The 25,869-nt window shown below is 31.6% G+C and carries 28 protein-coding genes; 4 read left to right on the top strand and 24 right to left on the bottom strand.

The window, feature by feature from the left end; genetic code table 11:
* Window positions 1–56: 56 nt before the first annotated feature.
* The 3 genes from H8707_RS11020 to H8707_RS11010 form a co-directional block, all read right to left on the bottom strand.
* A complete protein-coding gene (locus H8707_RS11020) occupies window positions 57–1,940 on the bottom strand; it encodes a peptide ABC transporter substrate-binding protein (RefSeq protein WP_262430187.1) in 1,884 nt (627 codons plus the stop codon).
* A gap of 122 nt (window positions 1,941–2,062) precedes the next feature.
* A complete protein-coding gene (locus H8707_RS11015) occupies window positions 2,063–3,721 on the bottom strand; it encodes a nucleoside kinase (protein WP_262430186.1) in 1,659 nt (552 codons plus the stop codon).
* 83 nt (window positions 3,722–3,804) lie between these two features.
* Complete coding sequence (locus tag H8707_RS11010; RefSeq protein ID WP_262430185.1) at window positions 3,805–4,785, bottom strand: RluA family pseudouridine synthase; 981 nt, start codon at window positions 4,783–4,785, stop codon at window positions 3,805–3,807.
* A gap of 93 nt (window positions 4,786–4,878) precedes the next feature.
* On the opposite strand from H8707_RS11010, the gene H8707_RS11005 reads away from it, so the two are divergent.
* Entirely contained in the window at window positions 4,879–5,439 is a 561-nt protein-coding gene (locus H8707_RS11005; RefSeq protein WP_262430184.1) for a hypothetical protein, read from the top strand.
* Between the two features lie 27 nt (window positions 5,440–5,466).
* Here the strand turns inward: H8707_RS11005 and H8707_RS11000 are convergent, their stop codons facing one another.
* Entirely contained in the window at window positions 5,467–6,018 is a 552-nt protein-coding gene (locus H8707_RS11000; protein ID WP_262430183.1) for a DUF6648 family protein, read from the bottom strand.
* Window positions 6,019–6,310: 292 nt separating this feature from the next.
* Here H8707_RS11000 and H8707_RS10995 point away from each other — a divergent pair, with 292 nt between their 5' ends.
* On the top strand, window positions 6,311–6,472 hold the full coding sequence (locus H8707_RS10995; RefSeq protein WP_262430182.1) for a DUF1540 domain-containing protein: 162 nt from the start codon (window positions 6,311–6,313) through the stop codon (window positions 6,470–6,472).
* Between the two features lie 30 nt (window positions 6,473–6,502).
* Here H8707_RS10995 and H8707_RS10990 read toward each other — a convergent pair whose 3' ends face one another.
* From H8707_RS10990 to H8707_RS10915, 16 genes are all read right to left on the bottom strand, one after another.
* The gene (locus H8707_RS10990) at window positions 6,503–6,919 is read right to left on the bottom strand and encodes a hypothetical protein (protein ID WP_262430181.1); all 417 of its coding nucleotides are present in this window, start codon (window positions 6,917–6,919) and stop codon (window positions 6,503–6,505) included.
* A 69-nt stretch (window positions 6,920–6,988) separates the two neighbouring features.
* Entirely contained in the window at window positions 6,989–7,948 is a 960-nt protein-coding gene (locus H8707_RS10985; protein WP_262430180.1) for a TIGR01212 family radical SAM protein, read from the bottom strand.
* A gap of 76 nt (window positions 7,949–8,024) precedes the next feature.
* Entirely contained in the window at window positions 8,025–8,378 is a 354-nt protein-coding gene (locus H8707_RS10980) for a DUF1292 domain-containing protein (RefSeq protein ID WP_262430179.1), read from the bottom strand.
* An 85-nt stretch (window positions 8,379–8,463) separates the two neighbouring features.
* The gene (locus H8707_RS10975; protein WP_262430178.1) at window positions 8,464–9,795 is read right to left on the bottom strand and encodes a DNA methyltransferase; all 1,332 of its coding nucleotides are present in this window, start codon (window positions 9,793–9,795) and stop codon (window positions 8,464–8,466) included.
* Between the two features lies 1 nt (window position 9,796).
* Complete coding sequence (locus H8707_RS10970; protein ID WP_262430177.1) at window positions 9,797–10,303, bottom strand: GAF domain-containing protein; 507 nt, start codon at window positions 10,301–10,303, stop codon at window positions 9,797–9,799.
* Complete coding sequence (gene nrdG, locus H8707_RS10965) at window positions 10,287–10,880, bottom strand: anaerobic ribonucleoside-triphosphate reductase activating protein (protein WP_262430176.1); 594 nt, start codon at window positions 10,878–10,880, stop codon at window positions 10,287–10,289. Before nrdG ends, H8707_RS10970 begins: the two co-directional genes overlap by 17 nt.
* Entirely contained in the window at window positions 10,843–13,170 is a 2,328-nt protein-coding gene (locus H8707_RS10960; RefSeq protein WP_262430175.1) for an anaerobic ribonucleoside triphosphate reductase, read from the bottom strand. Before H8707_RS10960 ends, nrdG begins: the two co-directional genes overlap by 38 nt.
* Window positions 13,171–13,407: 237 nt before the next feature.
* Window positions 13,408–13,884 (bottom strand): peptide-methionine (S)-S-oxide reductase MsrA, encoded by a 477-nt coding sequence (msrA, locus tag H8707_RS10955; protein WP_262430174.1) that lies wholly within the window; start codon window positions 13,882–13,884, stop codon window positions 13,408–13,410.
* Window positions 13,885–14,030: 146 nt separating this feature from the next.
* Window positions 14,031–14,417 carry a RidA family protein gene (locus tag H8707_RS10950; RefSeq protein ID WP_262430173.1) on the bottom strand — a complete coding sequence of 129 codons (387 nt, stop codon included), beginning with the start codon at window positions 14,415–14,417 and terminating at the stop codon, window positions 14,031–14,033.
* Between the two features lie 16 nt (window positions 14,418–14,433).
* Window positions 14,434–15,690 carry a M20 family metallo-hydrolase gene (locus H8707_RS10945; protein ID WP_262430172.1) on the bottom strand — a complete coding sequence of 419 codons (1,257 nt, stop codon included), beginning with the start codon at window positions 15,688–15,690 and terminating at the stop codon, window positions 14,434–14,436.
* 59 nt (window positions 15,691–15,749) lie between these two features.
* Complete coding sequence (locus tag H8707_RS10940; protein ID WP_394354666.1) at window positions 15,750–17,066, bottom strand: DUF4153 domain-containing protein; 1,317 nt, start codon at window positions 17,064–17,066, stop codon at window positions 15,750–15,752.
* Between the two features lie 5 nt (window positions 17,067–17,071).
* A complete protein-coding gene (locus H8707_RS10935; protein WP_262430170.1) occupies window positions 17,072–17,521 on the bottom strand; it encodes a hypothetical protein in 450 nt (149 codons plus the stop codon).
* Window positions 17,515–18,858 carry a GTP pyrophosphokinase gene (locus tag H8707_RS10930; protein ID WP_262430169.1) on the bottom strand — a complete coding sequence of 448 codons (1,344 nt, stop codon included), beginning with the start codon at window positions 18,856–18,858 and terminating at the stop codon, window positions 17,515–17,517. Before H8707_RS10930 ends, H8707_RS10935 begins: the two co-directional genes overlap by 7 nt.
* Before the next feature lie 198 nt (window positions 18,859–19,056).
* Complete coding sequence (locus tag H8707_RS10925; RefSeq protein WP_262430168.1) at window positions 19,057–19,809, bottom strand: peptidylprolyl isomerase; 753 nt, start codon at window positions 19,807–19,809, stop codon at window positions 19,057–19,059.
* Between the two features lie 115 nt (window positions 19,810–19,924).
* A complete protein-coding gene (locus tag H8707_RS10920) occupies window positions 19,925–20,122 on the bottom strand; it encodes a cold-shock protein (RefSeq protein WP_169301001.1) in 198 nt (65 codons plus the stop codon).
* 203 nt (window positions 20,123–20,325) lie between these two features.
* The gene (locus H8707_RS10915) at window positions 20,326–20,781 is read right to left on the bottom strand and encodes a methylglyoxal synthase (RefSeq protein WP_262430167.1); all 456 of its coding nucleotides are present in this window, start codon (window positions 20,779–20,781) and stop codon (window positions 20,326–20,328) included.
* A gap of 245 nt (window positions 20,782–21,026) precedes the next feature.
* Between H8707_RS10915 and H8707_RS10910 the strand changes: the two genes are divergently transcribed.
* A complete protein-coding gene (locus H8707_RS10910) occupies window positions 21,027–21,518 on the top strand; it encodes a hypothetical protein (protein ID WP_262430166.1) in 492 nt (163 codons plus the stop codon).
* 33 nt (window positions 21,519–21,551) lie between these two features.
* Here H8707_RS10910 and H8707_RS10905 read toward each other — a convergent pair whose 3' ends face one another.
* The 4 genes from H8707_RS10905 to H8707_RS10890 all read right to left on the bottom strand — a co-directional run bounded on the left by H8707_RS10905 (window position 21,552) and on the right by H8707_RS10890 (window position 25,283).
* Complete coding sequence (locus H8707_RS10905) at window positions 21,552–22,904, bottom strand: MATE family efflux transporter (RefSeq protein WP_262430165.1); 1,353 nt, start codon at window positions 22,902–22,904, stop codon at window positions 21,552–21,554.
* Window positions 22,905–23,066: 162 nt separating this feature from the next.
* Complete coding sequence (locus tag H8707_RS10900; RefSeq protein WP_262430164.1) at window positions 23,067–23,909, bottom strand: SDR family oxidoreductase; 843 nt, start codon at window positions 23,907–23,909, stop codon at window positions 23,067–23,069.
* A 1-nt stretch (window position 23,910) separates the two neighbouring features.
* Entirely contained in the window at window positions 23,911–24,987 is a 1,077-nt protein-coding gene (uxuA, locus tag H8707_RS10895; protein WP_262430220.1) for a mannonate dehydratase, read from the bottom strand.
* Between the two features lie 173 nt (window positions 24,988–25,160).
* Complete coding sequence (locus H8707_RS10890) at window positions 25,161–25,283, bottom strand: DUF1667 domain-containing protein (RefSeq protein ID WP_262430163.1); 123 nt, start codon at window positions 25,281–25,283, stop codon at window positions 25,161–25,163.
* 37 nt (window positions 25,284–25,320) lie between these two features.
* On the opposite strand from H8707_RS10890, the gene H8707_RS10885 reads away from it, so the two are divergent.
* Complete coding sequence (locus H8707_RS10885; RefSeq protein WP_262430162.1) at window positions 25,321–25,764, top strand: hypothetical protein; 444 nt, start codon at window positions 25,321–25,323, stop codon at window positions 25,762–25,764.
* Window positions 25,765–25,869: the final 105 nt, after the last annotated feature.

The following is a 25,869-nucleotide window of genomic DNA, read 5'->3' as shown; positions in this document are numbered from 1 at the left end:
TCCATTCTATATATTAATGGGGATGGTCTTTAAAACCATCCCCTACACATCTTTTGTTATTGACCGGTCAAAGCCTCAGCCCTCTTATTTTCCCATTCAGCTAATTGTATTGTAAATTCTTCGCTATTCATAGGTTTTTCCATTATCCTCTGTCCTTTAAATCTTTCAGAAGCTACTCCAAACGGGGAAAATTGAGATTCAAACGGATTTAATCTTGAGGCAACGTATCCCGTAGTTCCTCCGCTAACTGCATAAGGAATTACAAATGCTTCTTCTATAAAAAACGCTTCTGCCTCAGCAAATAAATTCACTCGCTTTTTAGTATCTACCAATTCAGCTTTAGCTTCGTTTATCATATTTTCATATTTGTTTTTGTTATTCTTCTCTTTATATCCTTCAGCTAAATGCGGCCAATTGTAAGTTCCGTCAGGTGTAAACGGATCCGTATATGTTTCCGGGTCTGCATAGTCCGGTCCCCAATTGCATTCTAATAACGCATAATTCCCCGCACGACGGACTTCAGACAAAAACCCTGTAGGAGGTTTTGGATCAATCATTATATCAATAAAATCAATGCCAAGTAGATTTTCCATTTGCTGCTCTATTACCTGTGCTCGATTTGCCCACTCAACTACGCCTGTATTGTAAGGCATAAGTACTTTTACGGGGAAATTTGCCTTGCCCTTTAACTCTTCCATCGCCTTTTCTTTGAATTCCAAGGCTAAATCCTTATTAAATGAATCAGTATTAGTAAATTTTGCTAAAGGTTCTAATTGAGTATAATCCACACCCTCTACATCTACGAAGTTCTTTGGCGTAATGGTATTTAGAATTCTCTTATCCGGATCATAGGGCTCTGCTGTTAACATAGCAGCTCTTCTATCAAATGCATGGAACAATGCTTTCCTAAAATTTACATTATTTACAGCCTTTTCCCAATTATCCGGCTCAAATTCTTCTGGAAATTTGGGATCAAAATTAAATGCATAAAAATATGTGTAATACCCTGTTCTATTTGGACGTATCAAATCTTTTTTTACAGGATCGTTCATCCATTCATCAAGTATAGCCGATGGAATATCTGCATTATCTATATCACCTCTGGCAAACATTTCCGGTGCTAATGTGCTTGCTTCTTTATTATAGGTCGATATTATTTTTTTGATATAGACGTTTTCTTTATCCCAATAGTTTTCATTAGCTACTAAAACCCTTTTATTTTGCGGTTCAAAGGTTTCCATTATATAAGCCCCATTGTATAGAAGATTTTCATTATCTGTGCCAAAGGATTCTCCGACTTCCTCTAAAAATTGACCATTTACGGGAAAGAAACATACATATGTTACCATTGATAGGAAATAGTGTGTCGGTCTCTCCAACGTGTATTCAAGTGTATATTTATCCTTGGCTTTAACTCCTACTTCAGAAAAGTCCGTGATTTCTTTATTGTAATATTTTTCCGCATTTTTGATTACACTATATGCTATATTTGCTGATGCAGATTCATTTGTACTGTCTAGAATATACTCCATTGCATCTACAAAATCCTGTGCTACTACTTCTGCATATTCACTGCCATCATGTCTTACCCATTTCACTCCTTCTCGTATTTTAAATGTCCATACTAATTTGTCATCGGAAACAGACCATTCAGTTGCTAATCCGGGCTTTACAACACCATATTGGTCGTAATCTACAAGTGTATCTACTAAATTTGCTGCCTCGCCAAATTCATTGGTACTTACTGTTACCAGATAATTTATAGTAGTCAGTTCTCCTGAATATAATCTTCTATATTCTTGTGAAATTTCCTCTTCGGGTGCTTCATCTGCTCTCAAAGGATCCTTCTGGTCTTCTGGAGTCACCGGCGGTTTAGTCTTAGCGCTACAGCCGGATAATATTAGGATTAATGCCAACATTAATGCCAATATCCTTTTCAACACGCACTCCCCCTTTTATTTACTTCTATATAAGCATCTCTATCTATATATATTAAATTCATTTTATGTTTATTAATAATAATTGTTACAAAACAAAAAAAGCACCTTAAGATGCTTTTTTTTCATATTTTAAAATAGGTTCCGCCTATGAATTCCCTAAGAATTGAGTTTTGAGGAATTATTTCTTCAACTTCTATATCTCTGAAATAATCTAAAAATTTTATAAGCTTTTTAGCTTCGCTATAATAAATACTTGAGCTGTCTATTTCCTTCAAAAGTGGAACGATATATTTTTTTAATACTGCAAGTTCATATACCAATGCGGAATCAAACATAATGTCTGCCTCTTCTTGATATGGAAAAATATTTTTTTCTTCTCCTTTTCTAACGCCTTCCCACATCTCAAAGGTTCTTAAGGGACCGTTGCCCCTAAATTTAACATCTCGTACCATACGTCTTATCAATCTTGTGTCAGTAGTTGCTATTCTATTATGAGAATCAATATTCAATTGAGTCAAAGCTGAAATATATATTTTATATTTATTCTTTTCAGGAATAGAACCGGTAAGCCTTGGGTTAAGTCCATGAATACCTTCAATAATGATTGGATGATCCTTATCTAACCTAATATTTTTCCCAGACCTTTCTCTCTGTCCGGTCATAAAGTTAAATTTGGGAAGCTCGACCTCCCGGCCCTCTAACAATTTGATTAAGTCGTCATTCAACAATTTTATATCAATGGCCTCTAATGCCTCAAAATCCGGCATTCCGGCTTCATCTAAAGGAGTTTCATTTCTATTTACAAAGTAATCATCTATTGAAATGGATATAGGTCTTTTCCCATTTACCTTAAGCTGTACTGCCAGTCTTTGGGCAAATGTAGTTTTCCCCGAAGATGAAGGTCCCGCAATTAAAATTATATTTATATCTCTATCCTCACATATTTTATCCGCTATTTGACTGATCTTTTTTTCATGAAGGGCTTCAGATACTCTAATAACTTCTCCTATTTCATTTCTATTTGTTTTTTCATTTAAAGAACCTATATATTCTAAATCTAAAATGCTAAGCCAACTGTTGGATTCCTTAAATACTCTCGCAAGTTTTTTCTCTTCTTTAAAATTTTCCATATCGAAATTATTCTTAATATTAGGAAATAAGATGATGACTCCCGGATAATAATACCTCAATTTAAACATATTTATAAACCCGGTAGAAGGAGCTAGATATCCATGAAAAGAGTCTATATGATCCCCTATTTTATAAATACTTATCTTGTCCTTATCTATTGAATTGAATAGACGAACTTTATCTTCATAGCCGCACCCTCTAAAAATCTCTATTGCATCTAATTTATCGTGTTCTTCTCTAATAATTTCATAATCTTCGTTTATAATCTCCCACATTTTCCTTTCAATCTGCTCCAGCATGCTATATCCAATAGAGCAATCGTTGGTAAGTTCTGCATACAGTCCCGGCCCTAAAAAGTGTTCGATTACTACATCTGAATCCGGACATATTTGTTTACTAGCCATAATAAAAACTGCAGATATGGTTTTGGTATAAATTCTATATCCGTCAACGTCTTTAATATCTAAAAACAATATTTCCATGCCATCCTCAGCATTTTTGGAAAGATTGTAGATTTCATTATTTATTCGGGCTCCTAAATACCTTTTATAATTATCTTTATTTACCTTTTTGGATAAATCCAAAAGGGTATCTCCTTCATTTAAAGTTACTTCTCCATGTCCAATTACATTTGCTTTTAAATTTCTCATTATTTCCTCCTTCTACAAAAACAATACATATTAAAGGCGCACAGTAATCTTCAACTACGCCACATGGCAACAATTGTGAGTTGTTAATCGTGAATTTTACCAAATAAGTCCCTTTCGATTTTCTGAAATTTCTCTTCCATCGGTGATTCAAATGACTTCCCATTTAAATATTCCAAAAAATCTTTAAGCCCATTAAATTCAATTTTATATCCATGCAAATATTGATTCTCTAAATCATATTCATTTAGAAACTTTTTGTTTACATTCTTATCACCATATTTTCTATCTCCTATAATTGGATGACCTAATGATGATAAATGTCCTCTTATTTGATGAGTTCTTCCTGTTATAAGCTCAACTTCCAACAATGAAAAATCTCTAGTCCTTTTTAAGACCTTAATGTGAGTCTCAATTTTCTTGGAACCATCCACATAATCCCTACTTATTTCGACCCTGTTTCTATCTTCGTCTTTACTCAAATATCCTTCTGATTTGAAATCATTATCAATTCTCCCCTTCACAATGGTCTTGTAAAATCTTCTGACCTCAGAATTTCTTAATGCTTCATTCATAGCCTTTAGACTCTGGTAATTCTTTGCACCAATTATAATGCCTGATGTGTTCCTATCCAACCGATTACAGATTGATGGAGTAAAAGTCCTTTCAATCCTCGGGATGTACTCTTTTTTTTCTATCAAATAATTAATCATACTATCCACTATATTTTCTTCAAATTCTCCACCTGTCCCGTGTGATAGTATACCCGCCTTTTTGTTCATCAATATTATATTTTCGTCCTCATATACTATATTGGGAATAAGTTTTGATTTGATAACTCTTTCAGTGGCTACAAACTTTTCAATCGTTTCATCTGATAGATAGATATGGATTATATCTCCCTCCACAATACGATCATCAGGATTTGCTCTTTTCCCGTTTAATTTGATATTTTTCTTTCTCAACATCTTGTATATAAAAGCTTGCGATGCATTCCCCAGATATTTTTTTAGAAATCTATCCAATCTTTGGTCGCTCTCATTTTTATCTATAACTATTTCTTTCAAACTTTATCTCACCTTTTCTTGTATTTATGTTATAATTATATTATATGATTAGATTGTAATAAAACAAAGGTTTTTAAACAATGAGGTGAACAAATGAAGAATTTTCTAGAAAAAGCTAAAGATATATTGTATGATTCTATAGATTATGTTATAATGTTTGTCATAATTTTGGTAGTAGTTTTTGTTATAGGTTGGAGATTAGATGTTTTGTTTGCGAATGATGCTTATGAACCGAATACTGATAATGAAGATACAGTCATTGTAGACAATAGTACAAGACCTGAACCTAATGACAACATACATAAACCAGATGATGACAACCCTGATAGTGAAGATAATCCTGAAAAAGTGGATAACCTTGATAATGACGATAAAGGCACTTCAGATGATAATATTGAAAAGGGAGAAGAACCGGCACCTCCTGTCCCTCCGGAAAATGTAAGTAATGAAGTCACAAATATAAAAATACCTGATGGTTCACTACCGGACAAAATAGGAAACATCTTAGTAGAAAACGGGATTATAAATAGCAGTAAGGATTTTGTTTCTAAAGCTGTGGAATTGAAATTGGAAACGAAACTAAGATCTGGAAGCTTTGATATTCCTAAAGGCAGTAATTTGGAACAAGTAGTTAAAATTATAGCTAATAGATAATAAAGGATGGCTTAACAGCCATCCTTTCTAATATTTAGCATTTATGTACCCATCTATTAAAGATGTTTTTTTACCATCTATAAATACCCCTTCATCCTTTAAAATATCCAATAGCCATTGTGCTTTGGAATGAAATATTGCCTCTTTGTAATCAAGTAAAACTATCTCGTAGAGTTTATCCTTAAGTACTCTGGATTTAACTTTTACGTAATAAGCTTCAATCCCTTTAAATTCTAAAAATCTCAATAGATCTAAAGCTGCCTTATCCTTTTCATGATAATAATTGTTCCCCTTATTGAGATAATAAACGTAATATTTTTGATGTTTTTTTGTGTTTTTAATCTCTTTAGCCAACATCGTATAATATTTAGCTAAAACATTGTAATATTGATAATTGTACATGCCCTTTTCATAACTGTCCACTTTTAAAAAAGGCTTTAAATTAGACTTTCTTACAATGTCATAATTGTACTCTAAAAACTCCCTCTTTGTTAAGTCTCCATTTTGATATTGAATAATCAAAGAAGATCTATTTTCAAAAAAGGTTTCAAACAGCCCCTTTTTCTTAAAGCTATTCAATTTATACACCCATTCTAATACTATATTTAAGAGTAGTTTTAGTTTGCCATTTCCTACTTTCTTTTTATTATATCACATAATAGCCATATTTTTAATAAATTTATTCTCCCCTTCACATAATTCCTGCATTTTGGCTGCAATTCTTGTCTATCCTTCATTATATTACCACTATCGGAATAAATATTTTATTCAATTTAAGAGAACATATAAGTAGACTTTAGTTTTTAATTATAGTCTTCATATGGAAATTTACAGTTGATTTTTATTAAATAATCTTTGAAAGGAGAATATTATGGAAAACAAGTTAACATTAGATGGAGTAAAATGTGTTGTTAATACCTGCCAGTATTATAAAGATGGCGACCATTGTACTGCTAATAGAATTGAAATACGACCAAGAAATGCAGAAACTTCTGAAGAGACAGATTGCGCAACATTTGAGCCTACGATGTAAAAAACAAAGGGCGGATCAAACCGCCCTTAATTATAGCTCAATGCAACATTCTTTTAGATTCTCCGGTATATCTTTAAGTTGATAATCTACGTTAATATACAGTTCAGTATCAAATTTGTCTGATAGTTCATTTAAATTATTTAAAAGACATTCTAAATCCTTTATTTCCAAATTCATAATTTTATAAATTCCATCCACATAAATTTTCTCCAAATCATAATCCATGCCCATAATACCACACAAAAAGCCATAGAAAGTTTCAATATTTACTATATTGAATTCCATGGCATTTATAAGTCGTACATTATAATCTAATGTGAATATATGATCGTCATCCACATCAATAAAAGCAATATTTCCATTGCCCTCCTTCATATCCTTGTTGGCATTGTCAATTAACCATTTGGTTTTGCCTGAACCTTTTGAGCCTAAAATAAACTTAACCATGTCCCCCACCTAACCTTTCAATATATTAAATTATATAATTCGACAAATTTTTTAGTTTATACTATTATATCAGATTGAAACAAATTTTTTTAGTGCTTTTCCATTTAAATAATTAAATTTTTTCCCTTGGAATGTCCCTTTTGTTTCCATATTGGATATAATCTCATCTCTTATCTTCCACCAAGATTCGCCCCAATTAACAAATAGAGTGTTTTCCTCAGGTGCTCTTCCTATTATCCTCTGTATTACTATATCTGGGTCTAAATATTCTAAAAAGGTAATTACTCTATCAATATATTCATCCTTGGAAATCAAATTTATCTCATCTTTTTTATACTGCTCAGCCATACAAGTACCTTCAACTATATAAAGGCTGTGAAGCTTTATTTCATCAACACGCAGAGCCGATACTATCTTAGCGTTCTCGATTACATCCAGCTTATTATCCCAAGGTAAATTAAGTATTATATGAGTACATACCCTAAAATTATACTTTTTAATCCTCATAACAGCATCAATAAATTCTGCAAGAGTATGTCCCCTATTTATTTTAACTAAACTATGATAGTTTACGGTTTGAAGCCCAAGTTCAAATATAATATCAATACCTTTTTCAATCTCAATTTTTTTAAGATATTCCAAATATTTATCACTTATGCAATCAGGTCTTGTTGATATTGAAATTCCAACTACATCTTGTATAATAGATTCTTCAATATATGTTTTAAATTCATCCAATGGTAAATAAGTATTTGAGAAGTTTTGAAAATATGCTATGAATTTATTAACTTTATATTTGTTTGTTATATATTCCTTATTCTTATTTAGTTGCTCCTTTACTCCAAACGAATTTGGTAGATTCTCAAAAGAACCTCCCTCTTCCCCACAAAATATGCACCCACCTGTACTAATACATCCATCTCTATTCGGGCATGTCAATGGTAAACTAATTGGTAATTTATATACCCTTTCACCATATTTATACTGTAAGTATTTTGAATATGTATTATACACCTTAATATCAGCCAAATTTACACCTCATTAAACATATGGGGTGGTTTTCTACCACCCCAATTATGCGAAGTATTAAGTTAATGTTTATTAATTACTCTTCATCATCATCTTCAAATTCATCATCTTCAAATTCGAACTCAGCATCTTCTAAAAACAATGCATTGAAAGCTTCGGAAATTAAATCGAATTCTTCTTCATCCTCTATTTGTGCTAAATTGAATTCCTCTTCGTTTATTTCCTCATATCGATATAACAATACATCAGCATCTTCTTCCAGAGGTAATAATGCTATATATTCTTTATTTTCTACCTCAAATATTCCTAACACTTCACATTCTAATTCGGTATCATCTTCTAGAGTTAAATAAATAATATCCATCTCTTCATGATCGTGGTCATGATCGTGGTTGTGTCCACAATTGCAGCCATGTTCTTTGTCATTCATAGCAATTCTCCTTTAATAAGTATTTTTATATGCATATAATAACCTATTTTACCAAAGATGTACATATAAATTTAAATTTTTGATATTATCTTTCCAATAAACTATATGCTGTATTACCAAATATATCAACAATTTTTATATATAATTGTTTATCTATAAATTCAGATGATAATTTAAAGGAAAGTACAGTATCTATTCTTAGCCTATTTAAACTTCTATATTCTTCAAAAAATATAAATTGATAATCTTCTAATACTCCAATCCCTAAATAATCAATAAGAGCCAAAGAGTCTTCATTGGATATATGATTTATTATATCCGTATATTTTTTATTTAATTTAAAATTGCCTAGATCTAATTTGTATTTTTCTAGTATTAGCTCTACTATTTGAAAATCTGAATCTAAATTCTTTATATTGATCTTATACCCCAATAATTCATTATCTATATTTTCCGTAGGTGCTAAAATCTTATAGGACTTGTCAAGACGTTTTTTTATAGTTACTATAGATGAATTTCCTATATCGGATCCTATAAATCTTCTATTTAAGTTTTCAGCTACCTTCAAAGTAGTGCCGCTCCCTGCAAAAAAATCTGCAACTATGGAATCTTCATTTGACGAAGATAGTAATATCCTTTGGAGTAGAGCCTCGGGTTTTTGCGTTTCATATCCTACTCTTTCCCCGGAAGTCCTCCCCACCATATCTATCTGCCAAACATCTTTTAAATTAACTAAAGTATACCAGCCTAGGTCATCTTCATATTCTTTTACACCTTTAAATCTATAAGGTTTAAATTTTCTATTATATGATTTCTCTTTTTGAAGATTAAAAATATAATTCTTCGTTTTGGTATATACCAAAATACTTTCATGTTTTCTTGAAAAGCGTTTGTTTGAAGTACCTCCGGATTTATATGCCCAAATTATCTCATTTAAGAAATTTTCTTCTCCAAATATCTGGTCCAATATTATTTTTATATAATGAACACTCCTATAATCCAAATGGACATACATACTTCCTTTTTCAGACAACAACTCTTTCATTAAATAAAGCCTTATAGATAACATTTCTAAATATTCACCAAAGCCATTTACCCATGTATCATTGTAAGCCAAATATTCGATTGTCTCCTTTTGTCCATTATGTAATACTTGAACTTTTCGATTATAATTTGACTTGGTAAAGAAAGGCGGGTCAATGTATATTAAATCAATCTTCTCCTTATATCCTTTGTTCAGTAAATCAATTATTGCTTCTATATTGTCGCAATGATATAAAAGGTCCTTAGTGTCTTTTGATTTATTGTCCTTAATTACTATTTCTTCTTTAAGATCTACGGCATTTGCAGCATTCAATAGTTCTTTTGCTTTAAAAATACTTTCATTTAAAATATTAGATAAGACGAATAAATCCATTTTAAATTCTATCCCAATCAATATATTCGTTTAAAGTATCCACCAGTTGTGAAAAATACTCAATATGTAAAGAAGAAAATCTCTCTTTTAAAGGACTATCCAAATCTAAAACCCCCAATACTTTATTCTTCTTGATAATAGGTATTACCAATTCTGAATTGGATGCGCTATCACATGCAATATGCCCGGGAAATAAATGCACATCAGGAATTAATTGAATTTCTCCGGTTGAAACAGCACTGCCGCATACCCCTTCTCCTAAAGCAATCCTATTGCAGGCAGGCAACCCTTGAAACGGTCCTAAAACCAATTCCCCATCTCTTAACAAATAAAACCCCGTCCAATTCAAATTGTCTATACAAGCATTTATTATACCTGTTATATTGGAAATATTGGCTAAGTCATCTTTTTCCGAACTTAACTGTCCTTTGGATAATATCAGCATATATTTAAGCCTTTGTTCTTCATTCATATCCTTTATTGCTTCCAATTTAAACAATATTTTCACCCCTGTATAATATTATCTTTTTATTAATTAAAGAATCCTTTACATCTATTATTCTTTGATTCCTTGATCCTCTAAAAGGAAGAGTCAAATCTCTCTCAGAGATTTCAAATCTTCCATCTATTAGGATATCAGTTTCCAATAGCAAATCCCTAAACCCTTCATCATGACTTGCATTAGAAATTACTTCCTCAAATGTATAGCCGGTATATGTTATTACATTTAATCCTAATTTTTTTACCGATTTTGCAAGTTTACTTGCTCCATAAGCTTGCTCAAATGGCTCTCCGCCGCTTATTGTAATTCCATCTAATAAGGGATTGGACTCAATCATTTTAATTATATCATCAATTTCAATCTCATATCCGCCATGATAATTATGTGTTTGTGGATTGTGGCACCCTCTACATTTATGACTGCATCCTTGGGTAAATACTACAAGTCTAATACCGGGTCCGTCTACTATTGATTCTTCTTCGATTCCTGCAATTCTAATTTGAATACCCGAAATACTTCGACCTATTTCGATATTATCACTTGAGTTATTTGGATTGGCATGAGAAGTGTTTAACTCTATCATGTTCTTCAGCTCTCTTCGCATCATTAAATCTATCTAAAGTTCCGACAAGATATCCGGTTATTCTTCTAATCCTTTCAAACTTAATATCTCCTTCTTCTCTGCCGCACTTAGGGCAGGTATTGCCTATTATTCCTGTATAACCACATACAGGATCCCTGTCAACGGGATGATTTATGGAACCATAGCCTACCCCATACTCTTTCATAGTTCGAATTATCTTTTCAAAGGCATCCAGATTCATCGTAGGATCTCCGTCAAGTTCAACATAAGTTATATGACCTGCATTAGTCAATTCATGATATGGCGCTTCCAGCCTAATCTTATCAATAGCCTTTATATGAAAATATACAGGTATGTGAAAACTATTAGTATAATATTCTCTATCGGTTACACCTGGGATATTCCCAAATATTTTTCTATCCATTTTGACAAATCTTCCTGCCGTACCTTCTGCAGGCGTAGCTAATAGGGTAAAATTCATCTTGTATTGTTCAGATACCTCGTCCATCCTTTTTCTCATATGTCCGATAATTTCTAACCCTAGTTTTTGTGCAGTTTCTGATTCACCATGGTGTTCTCCTATCAAGGCTTTTAAACATTCTGCAAGTCCAATGAACCCCATGGAAAGCGTACCATGTTTTAAAACTTCTCTTATTTTATCATCATTTTTTAATTTATCTGAGTCCAACCATACACCTTGCCCCATCAAAAATGGAAAATTAAATACTCTCTTATGTGCTTGGATTTCAAATCTTTCTAAAAGTTGTGATATAACTAAATCTATTGTTTCGTCCAATTGTTTATAGAAGCCTTTTATATCACCTTTATTTATAAGTCCTATACGGGGTAAGTTTACTGTGGTAAAACTCAAGTTTCCTCTTCCATTTACTATTTCTTGAGTTTTATCATATACATTGCCTATAACTCTGGTTCTGCAGCCCATATATGCAACTTCAGTTTCCGGGTGACCTTCTTTATAATATTTGAGATTAAAAGGAGCATCGATAAATGAAAAATTTGGAAACAGTCTCTTTGCACTTACTCTACAAGCCAATTTGAATAAATCATAATTTTTATCACCAGAATTATAGTTGACCCCTTCCTTAACCTTAAATATATGAATTGGGAAAATAGGAGTTTCACCATTGCCTAAACCTCTCTCTGTTGATAATAGGAGATTTCTAATTACCATTCTTCCCTCTTCTGAAGTATCAGTCCCATAATTGAGGGAGCTAAACGGAACTTGGGCTCCGGCTCTGGAATGCATTGTATTTAGATTGTGAATTAAAGCTTCCATAGCCTGATATGTCTTTTTATCTGTATCTATATAGGCATTTTTCTTAGCAAAGGACTGTGCTTTTTCTGCCAATAATTCATCATTTAAAATTTCTAATAAATATTCCCCTTCCTTTTCTATGTATCCATTTTGATTTTCCAATGTAGGGTATAAATTATATTCATCTTCAAGGATTGAAAAAATATTATCTATATTTTCATCAAGATCAATACCTTCAACTAATAATTCAACACTTCTTTTTATATGCTGCCGATAACTCTTTATATAAGTTTTTTTAACGCCTGATGCCATTCCATAATCGAAGTTAGGAATACTTTGTCCTCCATGCTGATCATTTTGATTGGACTGAATGGCTATGCAAGCAAGTGCAGCATATGAAGCTATATCCTGTGGTTCTCTTAAAAACCCATGTCCAGTGCTAAAGCCGTCCTTAAATAATTTTACTATATCTATTTGACAGCAAGTTGTTGTTAGCGTCAGAAAATCTAAATCATGTATATGAAACACTCCGGTTTTATGAGCATTGGAGTGATCAGGATTCAATACAAATAAATCATAGAATTGTTTTGCACCTTCTGAGCCATATTTTAACATAGTACCCATTGCTGTATTTCCATCTATATTGGCATTTTCTCTTTTTAAATCGATGTCTTTAGCATCTTTGAAAGTTAAATCACTATATACTTTCATTAGCCTTGTATTCATCTCTCTTACTCTACTTCTATCTGCCCTATATAATATGTACATCTTTGCGGTTTTAGCATGTCCTGATTCAATTAATACTTTTTCAACAGCGTCTTGAATATCTTCTACCCCAGGGATTGTCCCCACAAATTTCTCGTCAACTAATTGGACAACTTTTTCCGCTAAATCCAAAGAAATATTATAGTCCTGACCACCTGCTGCCTGCGCTGCCTTAAAAATAGCAGTTGAGATCTTTTCTATATTAAATGGAACTTCCCTTCCATCTCTTTTTTTAATTTTAGTTATCATTTACATGCCCCTTTCTACTATATATTGCCCTTTTATTGTAACAGACCTCAATATATAGTGTCAAGAGGAAAACAAACCTTAATGGTAATTCACAATTGTTTACAATTCACAATGCACAGTTCACAATTCACAATTAAAAATACTGAAGAATTTAAAAACTAAGGTCATCTTAAAATGTCAATTGTGCTATTTGTAATTCACTATTAACTGTTAACTTCTTTTTACTTTTTACCTGAATTAAATACTCATATCTATATGGCAATACCCACCCGGGTTTTTCTTTAGATAATCTTGATGATACTCCTCCGCATCGTAAAATGATTTTAACGGTAAAATTTCTGTCACTATAGGCTTGTTATATTTTGATTCTACTCCCTCTAAAGACTTTCCTATAATCAATAAATCTTCTCCATTTGTATAATATATCCCCGTTCTATACTGGCTGCCTATATCGTTACCTTGTTTATTAAAAGAAGTAGGATCTATTACTCTCCAAAATCTTTCTAATAATCTTTGAAGAGTTATTGTATTTTCGTCATATTTTATATACGTAGTTTCAGCATGACCTGTTGTTCCCGTACATACCTCTTCATAAGAAGGATTTGGAACTGTACCGTTGGCATATCCGACTTGTGTATCAACTACACCATTGATTCTTGAAAAATACTCTTCAACACCCCAAAAACATCCACCTGCAAGATATATTTCTTTCACACAAATTACCTCCTATTATAACTTTTAACATATTATACTATATTTTAAGAAAAAAGAGGCTATAATACTAAAAAAGTTAATATTATAGCCAAATATATTTTAAATTGTTTAATTAACAGTATTCTACTATTTTCATTTATTATACATTAAATGATTGTTGCCACGGCTTCGATTTCTATTACCATACCATTGTTAAACTTTCCTATCTGCATAGTACTTCTAGCAGGTGGATTTTGAGGGAAAAATTCTTTATACGTCTTATCAAATTCAGAAAAATTATCAATATCTGATACAAATACCAAGGTTTTTATAACATGATCTAAATCTGATCCTGCTTCTAAAAGTATATTCTCAAGGTTTTTTAAAACCTGTCTAGTTTGTCCAACAATATCACCAGGTGCTACTAATTCTTGAGTTTCTGGATCATTTGCCGTAATTCCAGCTGTGTATACTAAGTCTCCTACCCTAAAGGCTTGTGAATACCATCCACCTGGTAGGGGTGCTTTGTTTGTTGTAATTTTTTCTGCTTTCATTATTATTTATAACCTCCTAAATTATGTCATCCATTTCGCAAATCTTCCTTATCGTTGTATAAAGTACATTAGCACCAGCTGCTAAGTCATCTTTTGTAGTAAATTCATCTGGACAATGGCTTACTCCACCATTAGAACTACGTAAAAATATCATTCCCATAGGGAATAATCGCCCCATTTGCATTGCATCATGTGCAGGATAACTTATCATGTGCATATATAGTACTGTATTTTCTTCAGTACTTTCTGCTATTATTTTCTTTAGTCTTGAATTGCAAAGACAAGGTTCTGTGTTTATTGTGGACTTAATATCATATGACAGTCCTCTTTTAGCACATTGCTTTTCTACAAATAAAATTAAATCATCATATAACCTTTGCCAAATATCATCTTCGATTTCTCTAAAGTCAACTGATATGGTTGCCTTATTGGCGACTATATTATGTTCATTTGGTTCTACATTTACGTATCCTACAGTACCTCTAGTTGGAGAACCGGAGTTTAGTGCTAGTTTTTCCACCTCACAAGCAGTCTCTGCAGCTGCTGCAAAGGAATCATGTCTATCCTCCATTGCCATACCACCAGCATGTGCTGATTCACCATAATAGGTAATATAAAATTGTTTTATACCAGCTATACCATCTATTACTGCTAGCGGAAGCCCTTTATTTAAAAGATATTTTCCTTGCTCAATATGGACTTCAATAAATGCAAAATAATCTCCCTCTTTAATAAATGATCCTTCAAAGTTATCAGGCTCTAATCCCATATCATATTCGAGCATTGCCTGTTTCATTGACTTTCCTGTGTTTCTGTCGATTGAAGTTGTTGCATAATCATTTGGCAGCATTCCACATATAGCCTTGCTCCCAAAATGGCCTCCTAAGAATTGACTTGCTTCTTCATTTATAAAAGCAATCATTTCAATAGGACGTTTTGGCTTATATCCTTGCTCATGCATTGAAGTTAATACTTCAAGTGCGGTCATGACACCTGCAAGACCATCAAATTTTCCACCCATAGGCACTGTATCGAAATGTGAACCGGTAAGCACAGGAGGTAAATCCTCCATTCCTTCATATCTGCCATATATATTCCCTACAGTATCAACTCTGACCTTTAACCCAGCCTCTTCCATCCACTTCATCAAAAGAGTAGCAGCTTCTCTATATTCAGGAGTCCAAGCAAAACGGCTAATTCCTCCTCTTGGATCACGTCCATACTCTCCAACTTCTTGCTCTCTATTCCATAATCTTTCTGCATTAATATTCATTATATCTTCATCCTCCTATATAGAATGGACAAATCATACGTCCAACTCTTTTCCTGTAACTAAAGTATATCTATTAAAACAACAAGTTCCAATCCGTCAATTGTTATATTATTTTCAATATCAGTCCTTCCATTTATATTTGTAAATATAAATTTCGCCTTAATATTTTCATTTTCACTTATATAAGTCACATCTTCGATATCGTTGACGGCTTTATCACTGACATCTTTTTTCTTATTGTGTATATTTTGCACATATGGCATTACATCTTGTTCTAATAATAATATATTGTCTCTTTGTATAGTCACCAAATGTATATCGGGATTGTAACTTAAAGTTATATCACCCATTGAAATTGTCTGGCCATTCCACGATGACATGTTGGAATAATAATCAAATCCACTTATATCCAATAATTTATTATTTAAGTTAGCATTATAATAAAAATAGTTTTCTTCATTTTCATACTCACTATATGGACTATAATCAAAACCAAATAAATCTCTCATTCCTGAAGTCTCAAAACCTTTTGGCAATGCTTTTATATCCTCTAGTGAATGGGTATTATTAAAATAATAGATGATATTATTTATTTCGCATTTATCATCACTGGATAAATTTGTATTGGCTATTACCTTTCCATCCTCCAACATTCCATTAGTTTCTAATATGCCATTCAATCTATTGTTTTGACTTCTAATTGAAAGGCTAAAACTGCTAAAAGGTCCATATATCGATATCAAAACAACTATTGATAAAGATATTGGGATAAAAATATTCCTTAAAGGTTTTTTAAATGAAAAGTATAGCATCATCCCTAATATCCATAGACCAAATACTATGATGTAAAATCTATTTTCAGTAATCCCATACTGATTTACTCTCTGCCATATTGAAATAAACATCATCGCTAATAAAGGTAATATAAATTTAGGAAAATAAATTTTAAATTTTCTTCCTAAACTGTTTTCTTTTAAAACAGGTGTAATTAAAAATATGACTGCAATACTTAATGCAGAAGACCATAATACTAAATGTGAAACCAATCCCCTTGGCCATTGCAGAGTAATCAATATCTTTAAAAAATAAGCGTACAATATAATATTATAAGCTGTTAATAAAGGAATAACAATATAAACTAACAGTACTTTTAATGTTTTTGAATACTCCTTATCTTCCAAGCTTTCATCATGTTTAGGAATCTTGGATAAAAATAGATTTATTCCAAAGATAAAGACTATCATAAGAAATAAATAATAATAATATTTTCCATTTATATTTACATCAAATAGTCCATCTATTGTAAGAAGAATTGCTGTTATCCCTAGGAACAATACACCTGAATATATGGCAGTTAAAAATCCGCCTGAAAATATTTTAATTACATATTTCTCGTAGTTTTCTCCCCTTTTGATTTTAGGAATATAAAAAAAGCTAATATTAAAAATAATAGAGTCCCTAAATATCTGGATCTCTGAACCACTTTTAGTTTATCTAAAAATAAAAAATAAAATACAACCAGAAATATCATTCCTAAACCATATATAAATATATTAAATAAATTATTTTTCTTTACCAGTTTTTCTATTAATAAAGAAATACAAAGGGATAACATGATCCCCAGTCCAACCGTCATATTTAACTTAGTTAATCTTTCAATCGATATTAAGTCCATATTAATTCTATTCTCATTAGAATAGATAAGCAGAATTACAAGCACAACTGACATTAATATTGTTGCAGGAAATCTCTTGACGCTTTCACGGCTATTATATATAGTTGTTTTTATGCGTTTTAAAACCTTAATCTCAGCCACTTCCTTTTCTAGCAATGTTCCATAATGATTTGCTCCAAAATATCTTTGGATTCTAGCCAATCATCATAGTTATTTATACCCTTAAAGAATTTCCTAATATCATAAAATAAATTATTTATATTGCAATCATTGATAAAATCAATATTTATATCCTTTGCAAATTTGCATATAACATTATCTATTACAGTATTGATTATTTCATATTTAATATCCTCTTCAAAATCTTTATCTTCAAGGCATGACTTAGATTCCTCAAAAAATCTATATCTTAAAAAGATAATAAAATCTTCAAATATTTCCGCTTTGTTTCCTTCTTCAATTTCAAATATTATCTTAAAAAACAAATTCCATCTAAAATCCTTATTTATTACTTCTAATATTTTATTACCTATTTTCCTTGTAAATTCATCGTTAAAAAATATGTCCCTTTCAAATTCTATATATTCATTAAAATTGATTTCATTTTTACCTATTTCATTTAACCTATTTAAAATTCTAATAAAGTTGATACTATAGTTTTCTGATTCTTCTTTTCCTCCCTGCATAAATAGGTAATTCACTATAACATCTGTAGATTTTTTAAAATTGACTACAAAACCTATTTCTTGTTTGACCTTTACAAGGTATGTATCGTGAATAATCTTAGATAATAGTGCCTGTAATTGGGCCTTTTTAGCTTTAGAGTTACTGCTGTCCATGCTATTCAAGTGATTATAAACAACCATTAATTGTCTATCTATCATTGTTAGATTATCTTTAATGGATGACATTATGTCTCTAAAAAAATCTTCAGTTAACATATAGTTGAAATTTTTGTATAGTACCCTATGATCAATATCTCCCCAAAAAACATTGACTAATGATTTAATCTGTAATTCGAAATTCACAGTTAAGCCATCCTTATTATATTTTCCATCAATTTTATAAATTTCAAATCCATTTTTTTGTTTCTGCGGTTGTTTTTCATCCAACTTAAGTAATATGCTTGAATTCAATGGATTGGAAAAATACCCTCCATCTTCTTTTATATTAAATAAGTTCACAATATCTTTATATATCTTTTTTTCATCTTCAATAAATCTACATTCTATTCTAAAACCTATTAAATCTGATAGGTTTTCAATTAAATGTTCCGGTGTTTTATATTTTAAATAAAAGTTGTGCCTTAGTATTTTTTCCTTTAAACTTTCAGGTGATTTTATTCTATAGTTTACGTTGAGAAAATGGTCTTTGATAAAAAAGCTATCATTGAAAAATTTTTCCAATTCTGATGCTACCCTATTTAACACATCAGAATTATCCTCAATTAATTCTAAAGTCTTATCTACGAATTCAAAAAGTTCTAATTTCATAAAGTGAACCCCCTTTATTTAGTTCACAATAATTATATCACAATTAAGAAATTATAGTACAAATAAAAAACTTCACTTTCACGCACAAGTTGGAGGTGCCCTGAAAACGGACGAGTAGCACCTTCTTCAGTTGAAATGGTGTCATATACATAATAATTTGAAAATCACATAAAAAATAAGAAGCGAAAATTCGCTCCTTTAGTCATTAATAATTTGAACTTCATACTTCTCTTTAAGTTCATCTATCTTATTCAAATATTCTCTCTGTTGTTTTAATCTTAAAACTTCATGATAAATATCATCCTTAGCTTCTTCAAATGTGCTTTCCAATTCAGGATATTTCTCAACCAATTTTATCAAGTGATATCCAAATTTAGTTTTTACAGGTTTGGATATCATCCCAACTTCCATTGAAAATGCCTCATTTTCAAATTCCGGAACCATTTGTCCTCGAGAAAATTTACCCAAATCTCCACCTACTTCCTTGGACGGACATGATGAATATCTTCTTGCTGCATCTTCAAAAGATAGTCCATCGTTGATTTCATCAAGAATATCATTGGCTTTCGCTTCTGTATCAACTAATATATGACTGGCTTTTGCTGATTCATCATTGTGAAAATCAGCTTTATGTGAATTGTAATAGCCTATTACTTCTTCTTCATTAACTTCGATACCTTGCATAATCTTATTAAAAGCATAGCTTTTTAGAAGCACTGTTTTTGCTAATTCCAAGCCGCTAATAAATTCAGCTTCCTCTTCAAAATTTGAATCTTTAGCATCAAAATAAAGTAATTCTTGATTTACCATCTCGTCTATAACCCTTCGAATACCTTCCGGTGATTTAAATTGCATTGCCATTTGAGGGTCCATATCATTTAAAAACTTCAACACATCATCTCTACTTATTTCCTTACCGTTTACAATCGCAACTAGTTTTTCTTCACTCATCAATTTACCTCGCTTTTTAAATTAAATTTTATTAACCGTATCATATATGTATATATATGTCAATAAAATACAAAACCCCTTAGAGATAACTCTAAGGGGTAAGCATTTTCATTAACTATATAATAGTTATATTTTCAGCTTGTAAGCCTTTTTGTCCTTCAACAACGTTGAATTCAACTTCTTGACCTTCTTCTAGAGTCTTGAATCCATCTTTTTGAATTTGTGAGAAATGAGCAAATACATCATTTCCTTCTTCTGTAGTAATGAAACCAAAACCTTTTTCTGCGTTAAACCATTTTACTGTACCCTTCATTGCAATACCTCCGAAATTTTATTTCTTTAATTCATTGTAATCACCAACAATAAAATTTCTTCAGATATGCCGTGACACGGTAAAAAAACAGAAATTATTGTTTCAAAATATTACTACTGAATTAAAGCTACAATTAATTCTAACACTAAAGTACATATTTTGCAAGTTTATTTCAGAAATTATGTGGTTATTCTATGATAAACTTAATTTTCGTTTAGAAATTTTGCTGTTCTAGTAATCATTAACTTTGAATAGTTTATAAGTTTTCTATTATATTCCATACTCATTAACGGGGAGGAAAGTATAAAGTCAGCAGTTGCCCTATTATTAGCAACAGGTATATTATATAATACAGCAATCCTTAATAAAGCCTTGACATCCGGATCATGTGGTTGAGCTTCTAAAGGATCCCAAAAGAAAATCATTAAGTTAATCTTTTCCTCAGCAATCCTTGCACCTATCTGCTGATCTCCTCCCAAAGGACCTGATTTATATAATTTCACAGGCAATCCGGTTTTCTCTGCTACCAATTTTGCAGTAGTTCCTGTTCCGCGAAGATAGTGTTTGCCTAAGATTTCTCTATGTTCATAAACCCAGTCTATGAGTTCCTTTTTCATATTATCGTGTGCTATTAATGCAATAGATTTTTTTACTTCCATTTTTAAATAGTTATATTCCATATCATCACCTAATTAAATTTATTATAACATATGTCAATTATCTAATATATTACCATCAACTGGAGAAAAAGTATACATTTTATTAAAATCAATGGTACAATAATATAAGACAGTTACAATTTACAATTCACAGTTCACAATTGATAATTGGCAGTTCACAATACGCAATTAGTTAGAAATCCTTTTTATAACTAAAAATATAATTTTCGGGGGGTAATTATGGTATGGATACAATGATAAAAAAGTTTGTAGACCAAGAAATGATGACAGAAGAACAGGGTCAATATATTGAAACTGCCATAATGAGAAAGGAGTCTATAGTCGTTTCAGGACACAGATCAGCCGGAATTCGTCCTTTGATGGCATCACTTATGGCTGTGGCTAAAAATAGCTTTTCGAATGTTCAAGTCAAAGGCTTCGAAGATTTAGAAAAAGATGTAGAATTCTTTTTAATACCAGGATTAGATAATTTAGATTTTGAAAAACTTATAGAAGAAGCAATATCAAAGCCTAATACGGCATTTATTTCTCTAAAGGAGCCTGAACATCCTGTTTCTTTGATGAAAATACTTAAAACCAATTTTAAAAGTGAAACGGGAATTGGTAAGAAAATCCATACAATTGAATGTGATAAAGTAAATAGCATTCCAAAAGTTACGAAAATAACAGAAATGGTACTTGACGAAAGTGGAAAAATAAATAGAAAAGATATGTAAAATTGGGGAGGTATAAAATGCCTCCCTGAAATTTTATCTTGCCTCTTCCCATTTATTTCCTTTATACCTGATTATGAAAAATAAGCTTCTGACATACCAATCAGCAATCATGGCAATCCAAACACCATACATACCTAAATTAAAGTTTTTAGCCAAAATAACTCCTAAACCTATTCTTGTAATCCACATGGAAGCAACGCTTACTATCATAGCATAACGTACATCATTAGATGCACGTAAGGTATTAGGCAATGTAAATGACGAAGACCATGATATACATGCATTTATTCCATAAAAGATAATAACATTTCTAGCCATTTTAGCCGTTATAGTTGACAGATTATATATCTTTAATATAAATGGCAATGCTAATATTACAACTGAATTAATAAGTAATAATGAAATATAAGCATATTTAAGAAGTTTTTTTGTATAATACCTGGCTTGTTCATAGTCTACTGCCCCTACACATTGACTGACTACCGTTATCAAGCCTAATCCAATTGCTTTAGAAGGTAAGTTCTGAAAAGCTGTAACTGTATTTGCTACTGCATTTGCAGCAATCGAAGCCGTTCCAAATTCTGAAACAACACTTAACAACATAATTTTACCCAATTGAAACATGCTATTTTCTATTCCATTCGGTATACCTATATCAAGAATATTTTTTACCATCTTCCCATTATACTTATATTTAGAATAATCATTAATATTAATTGAAAGATGATCATCTCTTAATAATATCATTATAATTAAGGCTGCAACACCTCTTGAAACTAAAGTAGGAATAGCTACTCCTGCGACACCCATTTTAAATCCAAATACTAATGTAGCGTTACCTATTACGTTTATTGCATTCATGATTAAAGATGTTACCATTGTCGTTTTTGAATCTCCCATAGTCCTAAACAATGCAGCACCACTGTTGTAGATTGCTATAAAGGGGATGCTGGCAAAGACTATTGACATATAGGTATTGGCATATGATGCTACATCCGGATCTATGGCTCCAAATACCTTGTGCAATATGAATTCACGTCCTATATACATAATAATCATTATAATAATAGAAATAACTGTTACAAATGCAATCAACTGTTCCCCTGCTTCTTTTGCTTTTTCTTCTTTCCTTTCCCCTATATAATGGCCCGCAACTACTGCTCCTCCTGTTGCTAAAGCTGCAAATATATTTATAAGTAAAATACTTATTGAATCAACCAGAGAAACAGCAGAAACCGCACTCTCCCCAACGCTTGCTACCATTATAGTATCTGCCATCCCTACTGTTACTGCTAATAACTGTTCAATAATTAGGGGTATTATCAGATTTATAAGATCCCTATTAGAAAACAAGCCGGCTTTTTTTAATCCATTCAAACTGCTCAAGTCCCTTCTTTAACTAAAAAGTCATTTCAACCCCTTCTTAGAAAATTTATTTTTTTATTTTTTAATCTCATATCTTATTATTATAATAACGATGCCTAAATAAGTCAAATAAGGGGAGGTATGGAAGCCTCCCCTATTACAAGCCATAATTGTCAAATATTTTTAAACTCCGGAATATGCCATAAATCCACCATCTACAGGTATTACAACCCCTGTAACAAATCCTGATAGATTGTCATCACAAAGATATACAAGTGTCCCTAATAAATCCTCCGGGACTCCGAACCTTCTCATTGGAGTATGAGCTATTATTTTATTAGACCTTTCAGTTAAAGATCCGTCTTTGTTATATAATAATTCTTGGTTTTGTTTTGTTGAGAAAAATCCCGGTGCTATAGCATTTACTCTTATGCCGACATCAGCCAGATGAACAGCTAACCATTGAGTAAAGTTTTCAATTGCAGCTTTCGCAGCACTATATGCCGGTACCTTAGTCATAGGACATGGAGCGCTCATTGATGAAATATTGATTATCGTTGTCCCTTCTCTTCCAATCATTCTCTTAGAAAATATTTGGGTTGGTATCAATGTACCGATGAAGTTTAGATTGAATACATGATTGAACCCATTAACGTCTAAATTAAAAAAGGTTATTATACTCTCGTCCTTGTTTTCTAAATCACTTAATTCTAAAGTTTCTTTAGTTGTTATCGCTTTTGGATGATTTCCACCTGCTGCGTTTAATAAAATATCATATGCCCCGAATTTTTCGAAGATAATTTCATCAGATTTCTTAACGCTATTGATATCCAATACATCACATGCTAAACCTATGGCTTCTCCACCATTTTCTCTGATTTTGGAAGCTACTTTTTCTGCATTTTCGGCATGAAGACTTAATACGGCAACTTTTGCTCCTTGTCGTGCCAACTCTTCACAAAACCCAGTCCCTAAAACACCACCGCCACCGGTTACTACCGCTACCTTTCCTTCTAATGGTTTCATGTTATTTACACATCCTTTCCATCTTATCTATTGCTTCCCAAAGTCCATTTATATATGCCACTCCCAGAGCTCTATCGTATAATCCATAGCCTGGTCGAGCTTCTTCACCCCATATCATCCTGCCGTGGTCAGGCCTTATATATCCTTTAAAATCTATATCATGATAAGCTTTCATAATCTCAAATAAGTCTAAGGATCCTTCTGAAGATAAATGGGATGATTCATCAAAGTTTCTTACTTCATGGATTTTAATATTTCTAACATGTGCAAAATGAATTCTGCCTTTTGATCCAAAATATCTTATAATTTCAGGTATATTGTTGCTGGGGTTTGCACCCAAACATCCGCTGCAAAGAGTTAACCCATTGTAAGGGCTGTCAACTAGATTGATAATTCTTTCTAGGTTTTCTTTGTTTGTGACAATTCTAGGAAGCCCAAATATAGACCAGGGTGGATCATCCGGATGTATTGCCATTTTTATATCACAACTCTCTGCAGTTGGGATAATGCGTTCTAGAAAATATCCTAAGTTTTCAAATAGTCTTTCTTCATCCACACCCTTATACAAATCAAATAACTCTTTAAGATGTTTCAGTCTCTCAGGTTCCCAGCCAGGCAAAGACAATCCTTTAGAATTCTCTTCCATTTCCTCTGCTAATTTATCCGGCTTGATTTTTTGTACAATCTCCTCATTATAGGATAATGCGTTTGAACCGTCAGGCAAAACTTTTGCCAAGTCAGAGCGCGTCCAGTCAAATACAGGCATAAAATTGTAGCAAACTACCTTGATTCCAAATTTAGATAAATTTATCAATGTTTGTTTATAATTTTCAATGTATTTATCTCTACTAGGTAATCCTAATTTAATGTCCTCATGGATATTTACGCTTTCTATAATTTCAAGTTCCAAGCCTTTTGATTCCACTTCTTCTTTCAATTTTTTTATCTTTTCAATGGGCCATACTTCTCCTACCGGAACATCAAATAATGCTCCGACTATTCCTGACATGCCAGGAATTTGTCTGATTTGATCTAATGTTACTGTATCACCATCAGTACCAAACCATCTAAATGTCATTTTCAAATATATCACCTCGTTGTATTGTATTTATTTTGTATTTATTATAAAAAATCAGATTAATATAGTATATAACAATAATATCGTTGTTGTATCCAATTGTCAATATGTTGTATACAACGTATTGACAATATTGATATCCCTGTTTCTTAATGAACTGGCTATACGATATATTATTTTTTTGAAGCTATATTTTTTGTTACAATAACATCACTGTCAAGATTGAGTATGTTTTGAATTGCTACCTGCCCCACATATACAGGTGCTTTTAATCGAGTCTTTTTAATCTCCTCCATACTTATTTAAACACCAATTTAGAAAGGATATTATATTATGGAAAAATACTTAGAGAATAATTATCAATTTCAACCAAAAATAGCAATACATCTGGGAAAAATAGATGATGTTTACAGCGAAGAATTAAAGAATAAGCTAAATATTCTTAAAGAAAATAATATAACTGGAATGGAATTAAACCTTACTGAATTTGAACAAATTAACCCCATAGAATTTAAAAATTATCTAAATGAATTTGATGTAAATTTAACCAAGATTGCAACCGGCAGTATTGCTAGTAAGTATAATTTGTCTCTATCAGATACAAACAAAGATATTAGAAATATGACAATTGAAAAGTGTAAAAAGCTCATAGAATTTGCATCAAATTTTAATGCAGGAATTGTATTTGGATACATTAAAGGAGGCACAGCAGAAGATAGAAGTACTGCTGTTGAATTATTTAAAGATTCATTAATGAAGCTAAGGCAGTGTAAATAATTTTGTGTATTCTCATTCTTTAATTAATAATTGGTAAAAGAATACAAAGTAATATAATATTAAAACCGACTCTTTCAAAGGTCGTTTGATTAAGTATATTGTACC

This window comes from Paratissierella segnis, assembly GCF_014385195.1.
GTDB classification, from domain to species: Bacteria; Bacillota; Clostridia; order Tissierellales; family Tissierellaceae; genus Paratissierella; species Paratissierella segnis.
This window is presented reverse-complemented; position numbering and strand designations above follow the sequence as displayed.

Excerpts from the sequence above, each read along its gene's own strand:
- H8707_RS11015 (WP_262430186.1), bottom strand. The coding sequence starts at position 3,721 with ATGAGAAATTTAAAAGCAAATGTAATTGGACATGGAGAAGTAACTTTA.
- H8707_RS11005 (WP_262430184.1), top strand. The coding sequence starts at position 4,879 with ATGAAGAATTTTCTAGAAAAAGCTAAAGATATATTGTATGATTCTATA.
- H8707_RS10995 (WP_262430182.1), top strand. The coding sequence starts at position 6,311 with ATGGAAAACAAGTTAACATTAGATGGAGTAAAATGTGTTGTTAATACC.
- H8707_RS10990 (WP_262430181.1), bottom strand. The coding sequence starts at position 6,919 with ATGGTTAAGTTTATTTTAGGCTCAAAAGGTTCAGGCAAAACCAAATGG.
- H8707_RS10980 (WP_262430179.1), bottom strand. The coding sequence starts at position 8,378 with ATGAATGACAAAGAACATGGCTGCAATTGTGGACACAACCACGATCAT.
- H8707_RS10975 (WP_262430178.1), bottom strand. The coding sequence starts at position 9,795 with ATGGATTTATTCGTCTTATCTAATATTTTAAATGAAAGTATTTTTAAA.
- nrdG (WP_262430176.1), bottom strand. The coding sequence starts at position 10,880 with ATGATAGAGTTAAACACTTCTCATGCCAATCCAAATAACTCAAGTGAT.
- H8707_RS10960 (WP_262430175.1), bottom strand. The coding sequence starts at position 13,170 with ATGATAACTAAAATTAAAAAAAGAGATGGAAGGGAAGTTCCATTTAAT.
- H8707_RS10950 (WP_262430173.1), bottom strand. The coding sequence starts at position 14,417 with ATGAAAGCAGAAAAAATTACAACAAACAAAGCACCCCTACCAGGTGGA.
- H8707_RS10945 (WP_262430172.1), bottom strand. The coding sequence starts at position 15,690 with ATGAATATTAATGCAGAAAGATTATGGAATAGAGAGCAAGAAGTTGGA.
- H8707_RS10930 (WP_262430169.1), bottom strand. The coding sequence starts at position 18,858 with ATGAAATTAGAACTTTTTGAATTCGTAGATAAGACTTTAGAATTAATT.
- H8707_RS10925 (WP_262430168.1), bottom strand. The coding sequence starts at position 19,809 with ATGAGTGAAGAAAAACTAGTTGCGATTGTAAACGGTAAGGAAATAAGT.
- H8707_RS10920 (WP_169301001.1), bottom strand. The coding sequence starts at position 20,122 with ATGAAGGGTACAGTAAAATGGTTTAACGCAGAAAAAGGTTTTGGTTTC.
- H8707_RS10915 (WP_262430167.1), bottom strand. The coding sequence starts at position 20,781 with ATGGAAGTAAAAAAATCTATTGCATTAATAGCACACGATAATATGAAA.
- H8707_RS10910 (WP_262430166.1), top strand. The coding sequence starts at position 21,027 with ATGGATACAATGATAAAAAAGTTTGTAGACCAAGAAATGATGACAGAA.
- H8707_RS10900 (WP_262430164.1), bottom strand. The coding sequence starts at position 23,909 with ATGAAACCATTAGAAGGAAAGGTAGCGGTAGTAACCGGTGGCGGTGGT.
- uxuA (WP_262430220.1), bottom strand. The coding sequence starts at position 24,987 with ATGACATTTAGATGGTTTGGTACTGATGGTGATACAGTAACATTAGAT.
- H8707_RS10890 (WP_262430163.1), bottom strand. The coding sequence starts at position 25,283 with ATGGAGGAGATTAAAAAGACTCGATTAAAAGCACCTGTATATGTGGGG.
- H8707_RS10885 (WP_262430162.1), top strand. The coding sequence starts at position 25,321 with ATGGAAAAATACTTAGAGAATAATTATCAATTTCAACCAAAAATAGCA.